The organism is Terribacillus saccharophilus, from assembly GCF_002272745.1.
Taxonomy (GTDB): domain Bacteria; phylum Bacillota; class Bacilli; order Bacillales; family Amphibacillaceae; genus Terribacillus; species Terribacillus saccharophilus_B.
Genome location: NZ_NPBD01000002.1, coordinates 24,728 through 43,234, shown reverse-complemented (window position 1 = coordinate 43,234; position 18,507 = coordinate 24,728). Strand labels below are relative to the sequence as shown.

The following is an 18,507-nucleotide window of genomic DNA, read 5'->3' as shown; positions in this document are numbered from 1 at the left end:
ATATGGGGAGTTTTTTTATGAAGGTCGCTCAATTGTTTCCGGATCAACAAGCTCATAGCCTTTATCTCTCAAGCCTGTCACAATGTCCGGCACAGCTGCAGCTGTCCATTCTCGATCATGCATGAGCAAATTTGCACCATTTCCTAATAGTTCCGTGTTTACCATTATATCTGCTAAAGCGTCACTATCCTGGTACTGACTCTCCCAATCATATCCGTAAGTCCAGTTCATTACTGTCATTCCTTCATCTTCTGCCAGCTGCCTGCTGTAATCCGTATTCTCTCCAAAAGGAGCTCGGAAGAATTCGGGTTTCTCACCAATGACCTCTTCAACCTGTTCGTTCACTTTGATAATTTCTTCTTTTGCTTCTTCTTCAGTCAAATCATTCAGATTGGCATGACTGTATGTATGGTTTCCGATCGCAAACCCCATGTCATGGATTTTTTTCAGTGTTTCTTTCTCTTCATCAGTTGTCAGGAAGTGACCATTAACGAAAAAGATCGCTGGTGCATCGGCTTCCTTCAATGACTCTGCAATTTCTAAAGCATGCTTATCCGGTGCATCATCGAATGTCAGCAGTGCAACCTGTGAATTGGCATCATCGATCGGAACTATGGAAGAAACTTCAGAAACCTTATATTGCGGTTCTTGCTGCTCCTCCTGTTTCTCTGTCTGCTTCTCCTCAGCTTCCTGCGGTTCAGCGTTCTCTCCCTCCGCGTTCTCCTTCGTTTGTTCCTGCTCGGAAGATGCACTCTTCGTACTTTCCGTTTGTTCCGATTCACTGTTAGTCTCTTCTGTACTAGCACATCCGCTTATCAGTACAGCGGATAAGCAAATGAGTGTAGGAAATACTAAAAATCTCTTCACTAGAAACCCTCCAATTTGACATAATACTGCCATTATAGAGGAAAGTTTTGGAGTTGTAATGCAAGAAGGTCATATCGTGTCGAGTTTAGTAGAAATGTACTGGTCGGGGTTTACTAATTTGTCGTAATGGGTAGGAACATGAAGTAGAGATTGATATAATGATTATTTACGCAAATTATATGAGCTTTAAAGCAGAAAGGATCTTTTTATGAAGAAAACTACAAGCGTTTTTTGGTGGGGTATGGGTATCGTAATTGCTTTCTTGATTTGGGGAAGCATTCCAGCATCTGTACTTCCGAACGGAAACGTAAATAATGTAACGACAGTCGTCCAATCTTTCCTTGTGGATCGCTTTGGATGGTTCTACTTAATAACCGCGACGCTTCTCCTCGGATTTGCATTCTTCTTAATTTTTTCCAAATACGGGAAAATCACTTTAGGTAAACCAGACGATAAGCCAGAATATAGCTATTTGACTTGGTTCGCCATGTTATTTAGTGCCGGCATGGGTATAGGTCTTGTATTCTGGGGTGCTTCAGAGCCTATTAACCACTTTAATTCCCCTCCATCTATTGTAGATGAAGCTAGGACAGGTGAAGCAGGTACAACCGCTATTGCTTACAGCTTCTTTCACTGGGGTCTGCACCCTTGGGCAATTTATGCGATCTTAGCGTTAGCTATTGCTTATTTCACTTTCCGAAAACAATCCAGAGGTGGTGTCATAAGTGCTATTCTGGAACCTATTTTCGGAAAACGTGTATATGGACCGCTTGGTAAAGTGATTGATGTTATTGCCGTTTTTGCAACTATTTTTGGGGTGGCTACCTCACTAGGTCTTGGTGCAATTCAGATAAGCGGCGGTATTTCCTATTTGTTTGAAGGAATTGAACCAACATTCACTACGGAACTGCTTATTATCATTATCGTAACAGTACTCTTCATCGGTTCAGCACTCAGCGGTTTGGATCGAGGAATTAAGATACTCAGTAACGCCAATATTATCTTTGCCTTGTTATTAATGATTGCAGTTCTATTATTAGGTCCAACCAATTTCATTTTGAACTCTCTTGTCACTTCTTTCGGACAGTACGTTCAGCATCTTCCTGAATGGAGTTTGCGCCTGACACCATACGATGCAGACAATTCGTGGATTGGAGATTGGACTTTGTTCTATTGGGCTTGGTGGATTGCATGGGCACCATTTGTCGCCACCTTCATTGCCAGAGTATCAAGAGGACGGACAATAAGAGAATTTGTCACTGGCGTACTTCTTGTTCCGACAATCTTCGGTGCAATTTGGTTCGCTGTTTTCGGATCTACAGCTATCAACATGGAATACTTCCAAGGCATTGATCTTTATACCGATATATCATCACTTGGTGAAGAAGTAGGATTGTTCGCTATGCTAACACAGCTTCCTGGAGGAATCATTCTTTCCGTCTTGGCATTGCTGCTTATAGCAACGTTCTTCATTACTTCGGCAGATTCAGCTACATTCGTTTTAGGTATGCAGACAACCAATGGTGATTTAAATCCTTCTAAGACAGTTAAATTGATTTGGGGATTAGTTCAATCCGCGACAGCTGCAATACTATTGTGGGTTGGCGGAGCGGACGGTTTGGGCGCATTACAGACTGCATCGATTATTGCAGCCTTCCCATTTGCGATAATATTAATCTTAGTAGTCATATCACTTATTATCACCTTTAAAAGAGAAGCAAAACGACTAAACCTAGATAAAAAAACAGAACCACAGAGAAAGAAGACAGGAGATTAATTCTCCTGTCTTTTTCTTTTTGCAGGATTTCTCTCAATTTTTATTGAAGTTTAGATTGCAGAAGAGGTGATTTAATGGAACAAATACAAGCCGCTATCATTCAGGCTAGAGGAAATGCATATCAAATAGGAAAGAAAACGGCAGCTGCTTATACTGAGAATCCAATTCTCCAGCAATTCAGCCAGCTTTCTTTCCTGCGAAACGATTATGAAGAAATTAAAGCAATATTCTCGAATTATGCTCCACATTTATTAGATGAAGTGAAGGGTCTGGCAGATGGTTTAGGTATAACGCAACAGGAAGCGGCGGTATTGTACAGCGGCTATAATATGCCAAGGCCACAAGCTCTTGGATGTTCCGCTTATGTAGATCAGTATCAATATGTACGCAATTATGATTTTAGTCCTACTCTTTACGATCATTGCCTTAGCTTTATTGCACCAGAAGAAGCTTATGGATCAATTGGCTATAACCTTCAGCTACTTGGCAGACATGATGGAGTAAACGAAAAGGGATTGGCAATTGGTCTGCACTTTGTCAGTAATTCAGGATACCAAAAAGGCTTGTCTGCTTGGTCTGTTATTAGAATGGCACTTGATATGTGTGAGACAACTCAGCAAGTTATTGATCTATTCAAAGAGCTGCCCCATGCAGCTTGCTACAACTTCTCAGTTGGAGATGCAAAAGGTTCACACGCTGTCATTGAAGTCTCTCCAAAGAAGATTTGTGTGCGGTCTTCAATAGCCGGCTTAAGCTGCGTTAACCACTTTAAGCACGGCGATTTAGAAGCATTTAATCGACATGATATGACGAGTTCAGCTAAACGGGATAATTTCATTCTAAATACGGATACATCCAAAATGACACAGAAGGAATTATTTAATTTATTTGCTAATCCAGCTTCTCCCCTCTTTTTTGATGACTATGATCATCTATTCGGTACTTTACACACCTTCGCTTATTCTTTTCAAACGAGACAGTTAATAACAGCCTTAGCTCGAGGTAATCTGTTGGAAATAGACATAGAGGATTGGTTTGCGGGAAGAGATTTAAAGATTGATACATTATATGGAACAATAAAAAAGAGCCTACCCCCTGAAGGATAGGCTCTCTCTTATTATTTTACGATATGGATAGGTGTGCCGATTGCAACTTCAGCAGCTTCCATAGTGATCTCACCAAGAGATGGGTGAGCATGGATTGTAAGTGCAATGTCTTCAGCTGTGATTCCAGATTCAACCGCAAGGCCAAGCTCAGCAATCATGTCGCTCGCGTTAGGACCAGCGATTTGAGCACCAAGGACAACACCGTCTTCTTCACGAGTGATAAGTTTCATGAAACCATCACTGTCGTTAAGAGATAGCGCACGACCGTTTGCAGCAAACGGGAATTTAGAAGCTTTCACTTTGTAGCCAGCATCTTTAGCAGACTGCTCTGTATGACCTACAGAAGCAAGTTCAGGCTCAGAGAAGACTACCATCGGAATACCATTGTAATCGATAGCAGATGGTTTACCGCTGATTGCTTCAGCAGCGATCTTACCTTCGTAAGATGCTTTGTGAGCAAGTGGCGGGCCTTCTACGATATCACCGATTGCATAGATGTTCTCGATGTTAGTACGGCATTGCTCATCGATTTCGATAAGTCCGCGATCAGTCATCTTAACTCCAACGCCTTCTAGGCCAATTTCAGCAGTGTTAGGACGACGACCAACAGTTACAAGTACATAATCAGCATCGATAGTTTCTTCTTTACCTTTTGCTTCATAAGTAACTTTTACGCCGTCAGCAGTTTCTTCAACGCCTTTAGCCATAGCTTCAGTCACAATGTTAACGCCTTTTTTCTTCAGTTTACGGGAGACAAGTGATGTCATTTGCTTCTCGAAACCACCAAGGATATCTTTCAATCCTTCAAGGACAGTAACTTCAGTACCGAAGTTAGCATAAGCAGTACCAAGCTCGATTCCTACGTAACCGCCGCCGATAACAACTAGTTTCTTAGGAATCTCTTTAAGGTTAAGAGCACCTGTAGAATCTAGAACACGATCAGTGTACTTGAAGCTAGGAAGCTCGATAGGTGTAGAACCTGTCGCGATAATACAGTTGTTGAATGTATAAGTCTGAGAGCTCTTCTCATCCATTACTTTAACAGTGTTTTTATCAACGAAGTAAACTTCACCACTAACAACATCTACCTTGTTACCTTTCAATAGACCGCCAACACCAGAAGTAAGCTTGTTTACAACACTAGCTTTCCATTCTTGTACTTTAGAGAAGTCTACTTTCGCACCTTCAGTAGAGATACCAAGATCCGCATCACCATGAGCATATTCCACTTTGTGGCCAGCTTGGATCAACGCTTTGGAAGGAATACAGCCGACGTTCAAACAAACACCGCCAAGGTTTCCTTTTTCTACTACTGTTACTTTTTGCCCTTCTTGTGCAGCGCGGATGGCAGCTACATAGCCGCCAGGTCCCGCACCTACCACAAGAGTATCTAATTCGATTGGGAAGTCTCCTACTACCATTTGTTATCCCTCCATCATGATTAGTTGTGGATCAGCCAATAGACGTTTCAAGTGGTTCATTGCTGTTTGAGCAGTCGCACCGTCAACGATTCTATGGTCGAAGCTTAGAGAAAGTGCAAGCACTGGAGCTGCAACGATCTCGCCGTCTTTAACGATTGCTTTTTCAGCAATGCGTCCAACACCTAGGATAGCTGCTTCTGGGTAGTTAATTACCGGAGTAAACCACTGACCACCAGCAGAACCGATGTTTGAGATTGTGCTAGAAGCACCTTTCATTTCGTCCGGAGCAAGTTTACCATCACGCGCTTTAACAGCAAGCTCGTTAATTTCCTGGGAAATTGTGAAGATAGATTTGCGATCCGCATTTTTCACAACTGGTACAAGAAGACCTTTTTCAGTGTCAGCTGCAATACCGATGTTGTAATAATGTTTTGTGATGATCTCGTCTGTCGCATCATCGATGGAAGAGTTCAAGATCGGGAAGTTTTTCAATACAGAAACAAGTGCTTTTGCAACGTATGGAAGATACGTAAGCTTGATTTCTTTTTCAGCAGCAACCGCTTTGAATTTCTTACGGTGTGCAACTAGCTCAGTTACATCTACTTCGTCCATCAATGTAACGTGAGGAGCTTTAGATTTAGAGTTAACCATCGCTTTAGCGATTGCGCGACGGATTCCACTCATTTTCTCTCTGGATTCAGGGTACTCATCACCAGAAACAACAGGAGCAGATGTTTTCTGTTCTGCAGCTGGCTCAGAAGCTTCAGCTTGTGGAGCAGCTTTAGCAGCGCCACCGTTCTTGAAGCTGTCGATATCTTCAGCTAATACACGGCCGCCTTTACCAGAACCAGATACTTGTTTGATATCTACGCCTTGCTCACGTGCATATTTGCGTACAGAAGGCATAGCGATGATTAGATCGCCAGATGGAGCTTCGCCAGCTTCAGCTTTAGGACCTTCTTCTTTGATTTTTTCAACAGTTTCGTTGGATTCAGTACCATTAGCTTGGATGGAAGTCTGTTCTTGCTCTGCTGGAGCCGGAGCATCTCCGCCATCAGCATCGCCAGCTTCACCGTCGAAAGTGATAAGTGTATCACCAACGATTGCTACTTCACCTTCGCCTACAGAAATCTTGCTAACTGTACCCTCGTAAGGAGATGGAATCTCTACTACTGCTTTATCGTTTTGGACTTCGCAAAGTACGTCGTCCTCTGCTACTGTGTCGCCTTCTTTGACGAACCATTTTACGATTTCACCTTCGTGAATACCTTCACCGATATCCGGCATTTTGAATTCGAAAGCCAAAATAATTACCTCCTGATTCTGCTTTTAGAAATTGATTACTTCGTTTGCTTTTTCCACGATGTCGTTATGGTTTGGAAGCCATACTTCTTCTGCTTGTGAGAAAGCAAATACAGTATCTGGTGCCGCGACACGCATTACTGGCGCTTCAAGATGAAGGATTGCACGCTCTTGGATCTCAGAGATCAAGTGAGCTGCGATACCTGCTTGACGCTGTGCTTCCTGCACAACTACAACACGGCCAGTTTTCTTAACAGATGCAAGAACTGTATCTAGATCGATCGGGCTTACAGTACGCAAGTCGATAACTTCAGCGGATACATTGTTTTTCTCAAGTTCTTCTGCAGCTTTCAAAGAAGCTTGAACCATTGCGCCATAGGCGATTAATGTAACATCAGTACCTTCACGCTTAACAGCTGCTTTACCAAGTTCAACAGTGTATTCCTCTTCAGGAACCTCTTCACGGAATGAACGGTAAAGTTTCATGTGCTCAAGGTAGATAACTGGATCGTTGTCGCGGATCGCAGAGATCAAAAGACCTTTTGCATCGTAAGGGTTAGATGGGATAACCACTTTAAGACCAGGCTGTTGTGCCATAAGCCCTTCAAGGGAATCAGCGTGCAACTCAGGAGTGTGCACACCGCCGCCGAATGGCGCACGGATTGTTACTGGAGCGCTTTGCGTGCCGCCGGAACGGTAGCGCAAACGAGCCAATTGTCCGCTGATTGCGTCCATAACTTCATATACGAAGCCAAAGAACTGGATTTCAGGTACCGGACGGAAGCCTTCGATCGCAAGACCTACAGCCATACCGCCGATTGCAGATTCTGCAAGTGGTGTATCGAATACGCGGTCTTCGCCGAATTCAGCTTGCAGACCTTCAGTCGCACGGAATACGCCGCCGTTTTTACCAACGTCTTCCCCGAAGACCATAACGTTTTCGTCATTCTTCAGTTCCGTACGGAGAGCATCAGTGATTGCTTGGATCATTGTCATTTGTGCCATGACTTACTTCGACTCCTTTTCTTTGTACACTTCCAATTGTTCTTCAAGGTTAGAAGGAAGTACTTCGTACATGTTGTTAATCAAGTCGGATACTTTCATTTTCGGATAGTTATCCGCATCTTTGATCGCAGCTTTGATTTCTTCTTTCGCTTGATCGATCACTTTGTTTTCTTCTTCTTCAGACCATAGGCCTTTAGCTTCCAAGTACTTGCGGAAACGGACCAATGGATCTTGTCTTTCCCACTCAGTATCCATTTCTTCTGTACGGTAGCGAGTTGGGTCATCACCAGCCATTGTGTGCGGGCCGTAACGGTAAGTTAGTGTTTCGATCAAAGTAGGACCTTCGCCATTGATCGCACGCTCACGAGCTTGTTTTGTAGCTGCATATACAGCAAGTACGTCCATACCATCTACTTGGATACCAGGGATACCAACTGCAACTGCTTTTTGTGCCAACGTTTTCGCTTTAGTCTGTTTCTCACGAGGAACAGAGATTGCGAAGTGGTTGTTTTGTACAACGAAGATTGCAGGTGCATCATAAACTGCTGCAAAGTTCATACCTTCGTAGAAGTCACCCTCTGAAGTACCGCCGTCACCTGTGTAAGTGATCGCAACGGATTTTTTGCCGCGGCGTTTCATACCTAATGCAACACCAGCTGCTTGTGTGTACTGAGCACCAATAATGATCTGTGGGCTTAGCGCGTTCACACCTTCAGGGAATTGGTTTCCATGGAAGTGACCACGAGAAAATAGGAATGCTTGATAAAGTGGAAGACCGTGCCAGATAAGCTGCGGTACATCACGGTAACCAGGCAGGATGAAGTCTTCTTTCTCCAATGCGAAATGCGTACCAAGCTGGGACGCTTCCTGACCTGCTGTAGGAGCATAGAATCCTAGTCTACCTTGTCTATTCAATGCAATGGAGCGCTGATCAAGGATGCGCGTATACACCATTCTGTGCATTAATTCCTTCAATTCTTCATCTGACAAATCCGGCAAAGCTTCTTCGTTTACAACTTCGCCATTTTCGTTAAGGATCTGAAGCATTTCAAACTGTTCTTCAATACCTTCTAGCGTACGTTTCAAAGCTAGTCACCTATCCTTCCTAGAACTATATTTACTGTAATAGCCTTTCCAAAAACACAGGAAGTACCACAATAGTTTACTGTACCCGCTCCGTCCCCCGTTTAACCGGTTACAACAGAAGTACACAAAACTGTTACATAAATCATGATAACAAATAGTGATACAATTCATGTCCTGTTATAGTTTAGCTTATCTTGCCGGAAAACGTCAACATCTTAGATTAGATATTGCTAATAATTTATGAAAACGGTATTAAAGAAATCTTCAAAATTCTCGGATTCTCAACTGTACTACACATTATTTTAATACTGTATCAGTACAATTAAAAAAACCCTCCTCTCATTTCGAGAAAAGGGTTTTTCCTTATTCGTTCTCTACATTCAGACCCGCAGCTTCATAAAACTGCTGTTTTTGTTCATTAAACGCTTCTGTCTGTGTATTGAATTCCTCATTGGCCGTTTTGATTTCTTCATAACCTGCATTAATCTTTTCGATTTGGCTGGTTAATTCATCCTGCGTAATGTCATCTTGCTGGAACATGTCATACAAAGTGTTATCTTCATCCAACGCTTTCGTATATGCTTCATGGAGTTTGTCATATGCACTATATCGCGCCTCCATCGTATCATAAAGTGTCTGAGCCTTCTGCTTTGCATCATCACTTTCTAGCTCATCAATGATAGAATCCACTTCCTTAAACTCAGCTTCTGCCTCATCCAAGCTTTCTTTTTCCTTCGCAAGCGCATCTTTACGTTGTCCGATCAAGTCAATTGCTTCCTGGGACTTACTTTTGATTTGATCCAGTTCATCCGTACCCAGCTGCAAAATTTCGTTGTATAAGTCCTGTTCTTTCTTTTCCAAATCTGTCAAAGACTCTTGTTGCTCGACATATCCCGATTCCAGAGATACAGTCTCCTCTAAATGATTGTAGACCTGCTCCTCCGGTGATGCATTGTTACATGCAGTGAGTCCCACAGCGCTCCCCATCAGGAGTATGCCTAATCCTAACTTGCGCAAAACGTATCCTCCTCTGCCATGTTACACACAGCTTCTATGTATTCTCCTACATTGTATACCAAACACAAAATTCGCGAAAGAAATACGATAAACGATTCTGTAAACTGATTCTGGTGTCATACAGACATTCTTGTGATACACTATAGAACGGAAAAGTAACAGTGCAAGGAGTGATCAGCATGATTACCATGGAAGATATTATCCGAGAAGGCAATCCGATTCTTGAACAAGTTGCTAAAGAAGTGGAGCTGCCCGCATCGGATGAAGATAAACAAACGTTGACAGATATGCTTGAATACTTGAGAAATAGCCAGGATGATGATTTGGCCGCAAAATATGATCTTCGCCCCGGCGTAGGTTTGGCTGCACCTCAAATCGGTATTTCAAAGCGCATGATAGCTGTTTATTTTGAAGATCCTAACGGCACCTTTTATGAATATGGTCTTTTTAACCCAAAAATCGTCAGTCATTCTGTCGAACACACTTACTTGATGAGTGGAGAGGGCTGCCTGTCGGTTGATCGTGAAATACCCGGATACGTACCTCGCTATTCCCGTATTACAATTAAGGCAGTCACTCTGGAAGGCAAGGAAGTCAAATTGCGCCTGAAAGGCTACGCAGCTGTGGTCTTCCAACATGAAATCGATCATTTAAACGGAACAATGTTTTATGATCGTATTAATAAAGAAGATCCTTTCGCACAGCCGGATAACTCTAAACCGATAGAATTATAAAAAATGCGCACTCTCAAAGAGTGCGCGTTTTTTATATCAACCCAGCCTTTTTCAGACCAAGCGCAAGTCCGTCCTCATCCACATGTGCTGTCTGGATGTCAGCGAGCTCCTTCAATTCTGGTACTGCATTCCCCATCACAATACCAGTACCTGCAAATTCAATCATCTCCAAATCATTCAATCCATCTCCACAAGCATATGTTGATTGTACAGAAAGACCTGCTGCTTCCAGCAACTTTATAACTCCGATCTTCTTGGAACCGTCACCGGGCAGTACATCACAGGAGAGCGGATGCCATCGGATGAACCGTACATGCTTATGATGATCCGCATAAACATGTAGGTCATGCTCTTCACAAAATAGGAGCGCTTGGTAAATCGGTTCATGATGAAAATAGTCTTTATCAATTTCCGGATATGTAAACCCTAAAGATGCTAGACTGTCACGTACAAATCCATTATCAGTTTCTGAAGCCTTCATGATCGTATCTCCCATAAACACCATCGCATGCTCTTTCTCGGACGCTTCATTATATAAATGAAGCAAATGCTCCCGTTCTATCGGATTACGATGGATGACTTCCCCTTCGAAGACGACGTACTGACCGTTATAGCTTACAAAAGAAGTAATACCAAGCTCTTTACGGATATCCTCAAACATGAACGGGGCCCGCCCTGTCGCTATTGCAACGTAATGACCATTATCCTTCAGCGCTTGAACAGCTTCCTTAGTTGCCTGCGGGATTTCACCCTTTGTGTTCAGAATTGTGCCATCGATATCCAGGAATACGATTCTTTTCTCCATAGTTCATCCTCCTCTTAGTCTTTCCTGCCCTTGCATCTTTCTTCTCTACTTCTTATAATCGAGTATAAGTTATGCAGGTTCGTCGAAAAATATCTTTACATGAATCCCAAGAGAAAACAACCATCCCTTCCTTTTATCGGCAGTTTTTTTGAAAGTATGCTGTGTTTTTGTTTTCATCTTAGCGTTTTCATACTATACTGTAAGTAAGAGGGATTGGACGGGTAAACGTTTTTTCTTGCTTTTCTGCGAAACGAAAGGAGTTGCTTCGTGTGCTCAAGCGTTTGAAGGAAAAGTTAAAGAAACGGTGGAAAGATTTATTTGGCCAAAAACGACGAGTGCCTACTACGTGCGGACAAGATCTAACTGAATAGCAATACGTCAGCAATTCGGTTTTTACACAGACTTGCTCCGTTCGTTATGGATATAAAAGCAATTGTCAACCATAAGAATAGGAGAGATAGATATGGTATTTAAAGTATTTTATCAAGAAAACCCATCCGAAATTCCTGTACGTGAACGCTCTAAGAGCTTGTACATGGAAGCGGAAAGTATTAGACAGGTACGTAAAACACTAGCAGATCGTGATATCAACATCGAGTTCATCCAGCCGCTCGATGAAGCACATCTTGCATATGAGAAACAATCTGAAGACTTCAAATTGGAGCAAGCGAAATGAAATTCGTAAAAAATGACCAAACAGCTGTTTTTGCCATTGGCGGACTCGGAGAAATCGGCAAAAACATGTATGGTGTCCAATTCCAGGATGAAATTATCATAATCGATGCAGGAATCAAATTCCCTGAGGACGAGCTTCTCGGTATTGACTATGTTATTCCTGATTTCACATACATCGTGCAAAACCAGGATAAAATCAAAGGTTTATTCATTACTCACGGTCACGAGGACCATATCGGCGGCGTACCTTACCTCTTAAAAGAAGTGAACATTCCGATTTATGCAGGGAAACTTGCAATGGGAATGATCAAAAATAAATTGGATGAGCATGGCCTTTTGCGCAATGCAAAGCTTAACATTTATGGAGAAGATGACATTATCAAGTTCAGAAAGACTTCTGTTAGCTTTTTCCGTACAACGCATAGTATTCCAGAATCATTCGGTGTAGTCGTTAAGACCCCTCCTGGCAACATCGTGCATACCGGTGACTTCAAATTTGATTTCACTCCGGTCGGACAGCCAGCTGACATAGCAAAAATGGCTGAAATCGGCAAAGAAGGCGTACTTTGCTTACTATCTGACTCTACAAATAGTGAAGTACCAGGATTCACTATGTCTGAACGTGTTGTCGGTGAAAGTATCAATGATATTTTCAGACGTGTCGACGGCCGCTTGATATTTGCTACTTTTGCTTCCAATATCCACCGGTTGCAGCAAGTAATCGATTCAGCTGTGAAAACAGGCCGTAAAGTTGCCATCTTCGGAAGAAGTATGGAAACAAATATCAACCTCGGTATCGAACTTGGATTTATCAATGCACCGAAGGAAACGTTCATCGATTCGCATCAGATTAATCGTCTGCCTGCGAATGAAGTCGTTATTCTATGTACTGGTTCTCAAGGTGAACCAATGGCTGCACTTTCTCGAATTGCTAACGGCACACACCGTCAGATTCAGATTCAGCCTGGCGATTCGGTTGTCTTCTCGTCTTCCCCGATTCCGGGTAATGCGATTAGTGTAAGCCGTATTATCAACATGCTGTATCGCGCAGGAGCGGACGTCATTCATGGTGCATTGAATAACATCCATACTTCTGGTCACGGTAGTCAAGAAGAACAAAAATTAATGCTTCGTTTGATGAATCCGAAATACTTCATGCCGATCCACGGTGAATACCGCATGCTAGTCGAGCATATGAAGCTTGGCAAGCTTACTGGTATTAGCGAAGAGAATTCCTTCATCATGGATAACGGTGATGTATTGGCATTAGGCAAGGATAGTGCTGCCATTGCAGGTAAGATTCCATCTGGTTCCATCTATGTGGACGGCAGCGGTATTGGTGATATCGGTAATATCGTATTACGCGATCGCCGCATCCTTTCTGAAGAAGGACTTGTCATTGTCGTTGTAAGCATCAATATGAAAGAATTCCGCATTGCTTCTGGTCCGGATATCATTTCACGCGGTTTCGTTTACATGCGTGAATCAGAAGACCTTATCAATGAGGCACAAAAAATTGTTTCTGCCCATCTAAATAAAGTGATGGAAAGAAAAACAACTCAATGGTCTGAAATCAAAAATGAAATTACAGATACAATTGCGCCGTTCTTGTTTGAAAAAACGAAGCGTCGCCCAATGGTACTTCCGATCATCATGGAAGTATAATAAAAAGCCTGAGCTTATCGCTCAGGCTTTTCTTATTTCAAGAGACGTTTAACTGACTCTTTCATATTTGGAAGCTCTATTTTCCCGGTAGAGAAGAATTCTTTAATCAGATATTCTGTATATTTTACAGCCTGCTGATAGGAAATTTTTCCTGGCAGCGGCGCCATATCCTCAATTACCACATCAATTATCGCCGGTTTATCGGATAAGAATGCTTGTTTGATGCTTGTTTCCAAGTCTTCAAACTTCTCAACTCGGTAGCCCTCCCCTCCGCAGGATTGAGCGAATTGAGCAAAATTCATCTCTCCCATTTCAATTCCGTAGTTGGAAGAACCAATCGTCGCCTGTTCAAATTTGATCAAGCCAAGCTGGCTGTTATTAAGAACAATCACTTTCACTGGCAGATCGTATTTTACCGCCGTGACAAAATCCTGCATATTCATACTAAAGCCGCCGTCCCCGCATATAGCTATTGCCTGCTTATCTGGATATGCCATCTTAGCTGCAATGGCACCAGGCAGTCCGCAGCCCATTGTTGCAAGTCGACCCGATACAATGAATTCCTGTTGTGTCAAAGGCAGATATCGTGTAGTCCAAACAGTTACATTCCCTACATCAGATGAAATGACGGCATCTTTCTCTATATTCTTTTCTAAAGCATACATAATTTGAGGAGGCTGTATTGGTGACTCCTCTCTTTTCTTTTGCATTTGAAGCTGCGTGTGCCATTCCTTCATTTTTGCTTGATATTTTTCGATATAATCCGTCTCAACCTTTTCCTCTGTTGTTCTTGTCAATTCCTCTAACACTTCTTTAGCATCTCCTGGCAATCCGACCTCTACAGGATAGATACTTCCGATTGCACTTGCCTTATTATCGATTTGGATTGCAGGTAAGTTATCAGGCAGGAACGAACGATAAGGGAAGCTGGTACCTACAAGCAGCAGCAAATCAGCCTCATTGATTGCCTCATAAGAAGGCGTTGTCCCGATTTGACCATGCTGACCCAAGCAATAGCTATGATGGTCAGGAATGATTCCCTTTGCAAGAAGGCTTAAAATTATTGGAGATTTTATATGCTCTGCAAATGTGAGAAGCTCTGTACGAGCATGCTTCGCCCCTTTACCCGCTAGGATAATTGGTTTTTTCGCTTGATTGATCAGCTTGACTGCTTCCTCAAGATCCTGTCTAGCAGGAGCAATTCTCGGCTTTGCATAATTAGCTGACGTTTTACCGGGCTTTTCGGGATGCTTCTCAGCGAACAGGTCATCCGAAACTACAAGTACACTGACACCTGAGTTAGCATATGCTTCCCGGATTGCTTGATTCAAAAGATCGGGCAACTGCTCGAATGACTCTGCCCTCTCATTGAACACAGCTACGTCTTCAAACATTTGCTCGAGCTTAACTTCCTGGAAAGCGCCGGTACCCAACTCATTACTAGGTACTTGTCCAACAATAGCAAGAACAGGTGCCTTATCTTCCCGCGCATCATATAATCCATTCAGCAAGTGGACAGCTCCTGGTCCCGCAATCGACAAACAGACCCCAAGTTTTCCAGTAAGCTTGGCATAGGCAGCAGCTGCAAGTGCCCCGGCTTCCTCATGACGGACTTGGATGAATTTTAGTTCGTCCTCTTTCTTATGTAAATCACTGATGAATTCATTAACCGAATCGCCCGGTATACCGTATATGTGATCTACACCCCAATCAACTAATTGATCAGCAAGGACTGCTCCAGTTCTTCTTTCAAACATAATAACATCTCCCGTTTCAATTTTTTCCTCCTAATGTATGTAACCTTTTTTGGGCATAAAAAAACCCAAACAGTTCAACTGTTTGAGTTTAAAGGGTCAGTCATCTGCTAGGGAACGTTCAAATCGAGCCAAATCTCGATCTGCACCAATGACGATCAAGACATCTTCAGTATCAAGCTCTGCATCCGGCGAAGGGCTTACATTTATTTCACTCGCCTGCTTGATGGCAACGACGTTACAGCCATATGCGGCTCGAATGTCAAGTTCTATAAGAGTTCTGCCAGCCATTTTCTTACCGGCACGCACCTCCACGATACTATGCTCATCACTAAGTTCCAAGTAATCAAGAATGTTATTGCTGATGATTTTATGGGCGATTCTTCTTCCCATATCACGTTCTGGATGGACTACGTGATCGGCACCTATTTTACTCAGTACTTTTTCATGGTAATCATTTTGAGCTTTGACAGTTATTTTTTTGATGCCAAGTTCTTTTAGCATGAGTGTTGTCAATATACTCGCTTGGATATTCTCACCAATTGCCACGATCACATGCTCGATATTTCGTATACCTAGCTCTTTTAATACCTGTTCATCCGTCGTATCCGCAATAACAGCATGAGAAGCAATATTGCGGAATTCATTTACTTTATCCTCTTCGATATCAATTGCCAGCACATTGAATCCTTCTCGGCTTAATTCCATACAGATGCTGCCTCCGAAGCGGCCTAATCCAATTACTGCAAATTCTCTTTTCATCGTACTTCCTCCACTATTTCATAAACTAATCCTAGTCTATCATAAACAGTCAAGGTTGTATTATTTCTTTCCTTTTACATATTCTGCATCGAATAGGAACATCCGCATGACAAATATCAAGGAAGGAATCAGCATGAGCAAGCCACCACCGAAGGCAAGAAGAAGAGCTGTACCCATTGCCGGAAGTGTTGCGTCAGCTGTCACTTGGATCTGATCATATAGTATATATGGCATATGACCGATGCCATAACCAAGAAGTGCAAAGAAGAATTGCAGCATCACACAAATGAATGAAAGCCCATAGTTTCTTTCTTTGTAAATGAAATAGACTGCGCCCAAGAAAAATAGAACTGACAGACCGAACATCCACCATAGATCAAGCATATTGTTATAGTGCTCTGGATTTTGTCTGCTGATTGCAATGAACGCCGTCAAACTAGCAATGATTTGCGGGGCCGACCAGAAAAGAGCGTACGACCGCAATATTTTTCGTGCAGGTTCATCTCCTGCTTTATTAGCATAGTAAGTCAGGAAGTTAGCACTGATATACAGTACAGAGACGATTGCAAGAAATACGACAGCCCAGGAAAACGGGTTTGTGAGCAGCTCTGTATAACGTAAGTGTATACTGCCACCCTCCTCGCGTAAAAAGCCTCCTTCTGATATCGTCAGTCCTGTTGAAATGGCGGCTGGAATAAGCAATCCACTTGCACCATAAAGGAATGTGTACAGCAAGCTGCTGCGTGAGCCGTAATTCTCGAAGGCGTAAAAGGATCCCCTTATACCTATCAGGACGAGTATGATCGATCCTGGTATAAGCATGGCAGATCCGTAATAATAACCAGCATCCGGAAAGAAACCAGCCAGTCCATAATAGAAGAAGATAAAGAACACATTCGTGATTTCCCAAACAGGAGATAGATAGCGGGAAATCAAGCGGTTCAAGATATGATCCTTCTTCGTCTGCTTGGCATAATACGCAAAGAAACCGGCACCAAAATCAATCGATGCGATGATCAGATAAGCAAAAAGGAAAAACCATAATGCTGACAGCCCTAATACTTCGTAGCTCACCTCTGATCACCTCCAAACAATGTATCTGGAAATCGCTGTTCCCATTCTTTCTGAATCGGATTTTTCTTATACAGCCTGACAAGAATGAGAGTGACGAATGTTCCGAGCAGCACATATAAAACTAGGAACATGGCAAAGGCGTAATGCACATAAGGAGAAGAAACTGCTCCTTCTGCGACTCGCAAGTATCCCCGCATGATCCAAGGCTGTCGCCCTACCTCGGCATAAATCCATCCGAATTCGAGAGCAAGCATAGCAAATGGTGCATTCACTACAATTGCGCGTAATAACCACTTATTATATTGGTCTCTTTTTTTCCAAAACATGAACACAAGGAAAAGCATACTGATCATGATGCTATATGCTCCAAGAGTGACCATCAAATCGAACATATAATGTATCCACAGAGGTGGTATCAGATCAGCATCGACCCTATCCAAACCGATGACCTCACTATTGAAATCACCGAAGGACAAGAAACTGAGAATCTTTGGCAGATGGATTGCTCCCTTGATTTCATTGTCTTCTGTCAATCTCCCGAAGAGGATAAGATCTGCGCCTTTCTCCGTTTCGAAATGCCATTCAGCCGCTGCTAGCTTTTCGGGCTGATAAGTCGCTAGGAACTTAGCAGATGTATCCCCGGCTATGGCTGTGAATATGGAGAAGACCAATGTCACAATCATTGTCAGCTTCAATGCTTTCTTGTAGTATTTGTTATTGCCGTACTTTAGAATGAAAAATGCTGTTAGTGCAGCAAGAATGGCTCCGCACGTCATGTATGAAGAAGTTAGTACATGGAAGACCTTCGATGGTGTGGCCGGATTGAGTATCGCCGTCAGTGGCTCAACAGACGTGATCGTCCTGCCTTCAAGCGTGAACCCTTGCGGCGTATTCATGAAGGCATTCACACTTGTGATGAACACAGCGCTCATCCCACCGCCAATAATGACTGGCAAGGAAAGATACCAATGTGTATATCGTCCTTTAAAACGGTCCCACGTATAAATATAAGCGCCGAGAAAAATAGCTTCAAAGAAGAATGCAAAAGTCTCCATAAAAAGGGGCAAACTGATGACATGACCTGCTATCTGCATGAATGTCGGCCACAGAAGAAACAGTTGCAGACCAATTGCTGTACCAGTTACTACTCCTACAGCTACAATAATGACGAATCCTCGCGTCCACCTTCTTGCGAGTAAAATATAACTTGGATCTCGCTTCCTGATACCGACATACTCGGCAGCACTGATCAACAATGGAACGCCAACTCCGATTGTCGCGAAGATAATATGGAAGACGAGCGTCATCGAAGTAAGCATGCGGGCTAAAATGACACTATCATAAGCAAACAATGTGTATCCCTGCTTTCTGTAAAGATAATCGCTCCTCTTGTTATGCCCAGAGAAAATAAAATTACCCAAAAGAAAGAGCGTACCTCTTGCGAGATACGCTCTTTC

Annotated in this window: 15 protein-coding genes and 2 pseudogenes; 5 read left to right on the top strand and 12 right to left on the bottom strand. The window is 42.8% G+C overall.

Features of this window, described 5'->3' with window-relative positions; all coding sequences use genetic code 11:
* Positions 1 to 15: 15 nt before the first annotated feature.
* The gene (locus CHH58_RS02055; RefSeq protein ID WP_249275009.1) at positions 16 to 867 is read right to left on the bottom strand and encodes a polysaccharide deacetylase family protein; all 852 of its coding nucleotides are present in this window, start codon (positions 865 to 867) and stop codon (positions 16 to 18) included.
* 208 nt (positions 868 to 1,075) lie between these two features.
* Here CHH58_RS02055 and CHH58_RS02050 point away from each other — a divergent pair, with 208 nt between their 5' ends.
* Together CHH58_RS02050 and CHH58_RS02045 are read left to right on the top strand one after the other, a co-directional pair.
* Positions 1,076 to 2,644 carry a glycine betaine uptake BCCT transporter gene (locus CHH58_RS02050; RefSeq protein WP_095261081.1) on the top strand — a complete coding sequence of 523 codons (1,569 nt, stop codon included), beginning with the start codon at positions 1,076 to 1,078 and terminating at the stop codon, positions 2,642 to 2,644.
* A 74-nt stretch (positions 2,645 to 2,718) separates the two neighbouring features.
* Positions 2,719 to 3,750 (top strand): C45 family autoproteolytic acyltransferase/hydolase, encoded by a 1,032-nt coding sequence (locus CHH58_RS02045; protein WP_095261950.1) that lies wholly within the window; start codon positions 2,719 to 2,721, stop codon positions 3,748 to 3,750.
* 11 nt (positions 3,751 to 3,761) lie between these two features.
* Here the strand turns inward: CHH58_RS02045 and lpdA are convergent, their stop codons facing one another.
* The 6 genes and pseudogenes from lpdA to CHH58_RS02020 form a co-directional block, all read right to left on the bottom strand.
* Complete coding sequence (lpdA, locus tag CHH58_RS02040; RefSeq protein WP_093879919.1) at positions 3,762 to 5,171, bottom strand: dihydrolipoyl dehydrogenase; 1,410 nt, start codon at positions 5,169 to 5,171, stop codon at positions 3,762 to 3,764.
* 3 nt (positions 5,172 to 5,174) lie between these two features.
* Positions 5,175 to 5,858 (bottom strand): annotated as a pseudogene (locus CHH58_RS18860) (2-oxo acid dehydrogenase subunit E2); the annotation flags it as partial.
* Between the two features lie 86 nt (positions 5,859 to 5,944).
* A pseudogene (locus CHH58_RS18855) lies at positions 5,945 to 6,476 on the bottom strand (biotin/lipoyl-containing protein); the annotation flags it as partial.
* A gap of 24 nt (positions 6,477 to 6,500) precedes the next feature.
* On the bottom strand, positions 6,501 to 7,478 hold the full coding sequence (locus CHH58_RS02030; protein ID WP_038559838.1) for an alpha-ketoacid dehydrogenase subunit beta: 978 nt from the start codon (positions 7,476 to 7,478) through the stop codon (positions 6,501 to 6,503).
* 3 nt (positions 7,479 to 7,481) lie between these two features.
* Positions 7,482 to 8,525 (bottom strand): pyruvate dehydrogenase (acetyl-transferring) E1 component subunit alpha, encoded by a 1,044-nt coding sequence (gene pdhA / locus CHH58_RS02025; RefSeq protein WP_170937536.1) that lies wholly within the window; start codon positions 8,523 to 8,525, stop codon positions 7,482 to 7,484.
* Between the two features lie 402 nt (positions 8,526 to 8,927).
* Positions 8,928 to 9,581, bottom strand: a complete 654-nt coding sequence (locus tag CHH58_RS02020; RefSeq protein WP_095231008.1) for a YkyA family protein — start codon at positions 9,579 to 9,581, stop codon at positions 8,928 to 8,930.
* Positions 9,582 to 9,760: 179 nt separating this feature from the next.
* Here CHH58_RS02020 and def point away from each other — a divergent pair, with 179 nt between their 5' ends.
* Positions 9,761 to 10,315: a peptide deformylase gene (gene def, locus CHH58_RS02015; RefSeq protein WP_095231009.1), complete on the top strand. Its 555-nt coding sequence runs from the start codon at positions 9,761 to 9,763 to the stop codon at positions 10,313 to 10,315.
* A gap of 31 nt (positions 10,316 to 10,346) precedes the next feature.
* Here the strand turns inward: def and CHH58_RS02010 are convergent, their stop codons facing one another.
* Entirely contained in the window at positions 10,347 to 11,120 is a 774-nt protein-coding gene (locus tag CHH58_RS02010) for a Cof-type HAD-IIB family hydrolase (protein WP_095261949.1), read from the bottom strand.
* A 463-nt stretch (positions 11,121 to 11,583) separates the two neighbouring features.
* Here CHH58_RS02010 and CHH58_RS02005 point away from each other — a divergent pair, with 463 nt between their 5' ends.
* Together CHH58_RS02005 and rnjA are read left to right on the top strand one after the other, a co-directional pair.
* Entirely contained in the window at positions 11,584 to 11,796 is a 213-nt protein-coding gene (locus tag CHH58_RS02005) for a DNA-dependent RNA polymerase subunit epsilon (RefSeq protein WP_095231011.1), read from the top strand.
* A complete protein-coding gene (rnjA, locus tag CHH58_RS02000) occupies positions 11,793 to 13,460 on the top strand; it encodes a ribonuclease J1 (protein WP_038559819.1) in 1,668 nt (555 codons plus the stop codon). Before CHH58_RS02005 ends, rnjA begins: the two co-directional genes overlap by 4 nt.
* Before the next feature lie 32 nt (positions 13,461 to 13,492).
* Here rnjA and CHH58_RS01995 read toward each other — a convergent pair whose 3' ends face one another.
* The 4 genes from CHH58_RS01995 to CHH58_RS01980 form a co-directional block, all read right to left on the bottom strand.
* Positions 13,493 to 15,217, bottom strand: coding sequence for a pyruvate oxidase (locus CHH58_RS01995; protein ID WP_095232539.1), 1,725 nt, complete (start codon positions 15,215 to 15,217; stop codon positions 13,493 to 13,495).
* 96 nt (positions 15,218 to 15,313) lie between these two features.
* A complete protein-coding gene (locus tag CHH58_RS01990; RefSeq protein ID WP_095231013.1) occupies positions 15,314 to 15,976 on the bottom strand; it encodes a potassium channel family protein in 663 nt (220 codons plus the stop codon).
* 60 nt (positions 15,977 to 16,036) lie between these two features.
* On the bottom strand, positions 16,037 to 17,050 hold the full coding sequence (locus tag CHH58_RS01985) for a cytochrome d ubiquinol oxidase subunit II (RefSeq protein WP_095261948.1): 1,014 nt from the start codon (positions 17,048 to 17,050) through the stop codon (positions 16,037 to 16,039).
* Positions 17,047 to 18,402 carry a cytochrome ubiquinol oxidase subunit I gene (locus CHH58_RS01980; RefSeq protein WP_249275008.1) on the bottom strand — a complete coding sequence of 452 codons (1,356 nt, stop codon included), beginning with the start codon at positions 18,400 to 18,402 and terminating at the stop codon, positions 17,047 to 17,049. Before CHH58_RS01980 ends, CHH58_RS01985 begins: the two co-directional genes overlap by 4 nt.
* Positions 18,403 to 18,507: the final 105 nt, after the last annotated feature.

Excerpts from the sequence above, each read along its gene's own strand:
- CHH58_RS02045 (WP_095261950.1), top strand. The coding sequence starts at position 2,719 with ATGGAACAAATACAAGCCGCTATCATTCAGGCTAGAGGAAATGCATAT.
- CHH58_RS02050 (WP_095261081.1), top strand. The coding sequence starts at position 1,076 with ATGAAGAAAACTACAAGCGTTTTTTGGTGGGGTATGGGTATCGTAATT.
- lpdA (WP_093879919.1), bottom strand. The coding sequence starts at position 5,171 with ATGGTAGTAGGAGACTTCCCAATCGAATTAGATACTCTTGTGGTAGGT.
- CHH58_RS02005 (WP_095231011.1), top strand. The coding sequence starts at position 11,584 with ATGGTATTTAAAGTATTTTATCAAGAAAACCCATCCGAAATTCCTGTA.
- CHH58_RS01990 (WP_095231013.1), bottom strand. The coding sequence starts at position 15,976 with ATGAAAAGAGAATTTGCAGTAATTGGATTAGGCCGCTTCGGAGGCAGC.
- rnjA (WP_038559819.1), top strand. The coding sequence starts at position 11,793 with ATGAAATTCGTAAAAAATGACCAAACAGCTGTTTTTGCCATTGGCGGA.
- def (WP_095231009.1), top strand. The coding sequence starts at position 9,761 with ATGATTACCATGGAAGATATTATCCGAGAAGGCAATCCGATTCTTGAA.
- CHH58_RS02010 (WP_095261949.1), bottom strand. The coding sequence starts at position 11,120 with ATGGAGAAAAGAATCGTATTCCTGGATATCGATGGCACAATTCTGAAC.
- CHH58_RS01995 (WP_095232539.1), bottom strand. The coding sequence starts at position 15,217 with ATGTTTGAAAGAAGAACTGGAGCAGTCCTTGCTGATCAATTAGTTGAT.
- CHH58_RS02030 (WP_038559838.1), bottom strand. The coding sequence starts at position 7,478 with ATGGCACAAATGACAATGATCCAAGCAATCACTGATGCTCTCCGTACG.
- pdhA (WP_170937536.1), bottom strand. The coding sequence starts at position 8,525 with ATGCTTCAGATCCTTAACGAAAATGGCGAAGTTGTAAACGAAGAAGCT.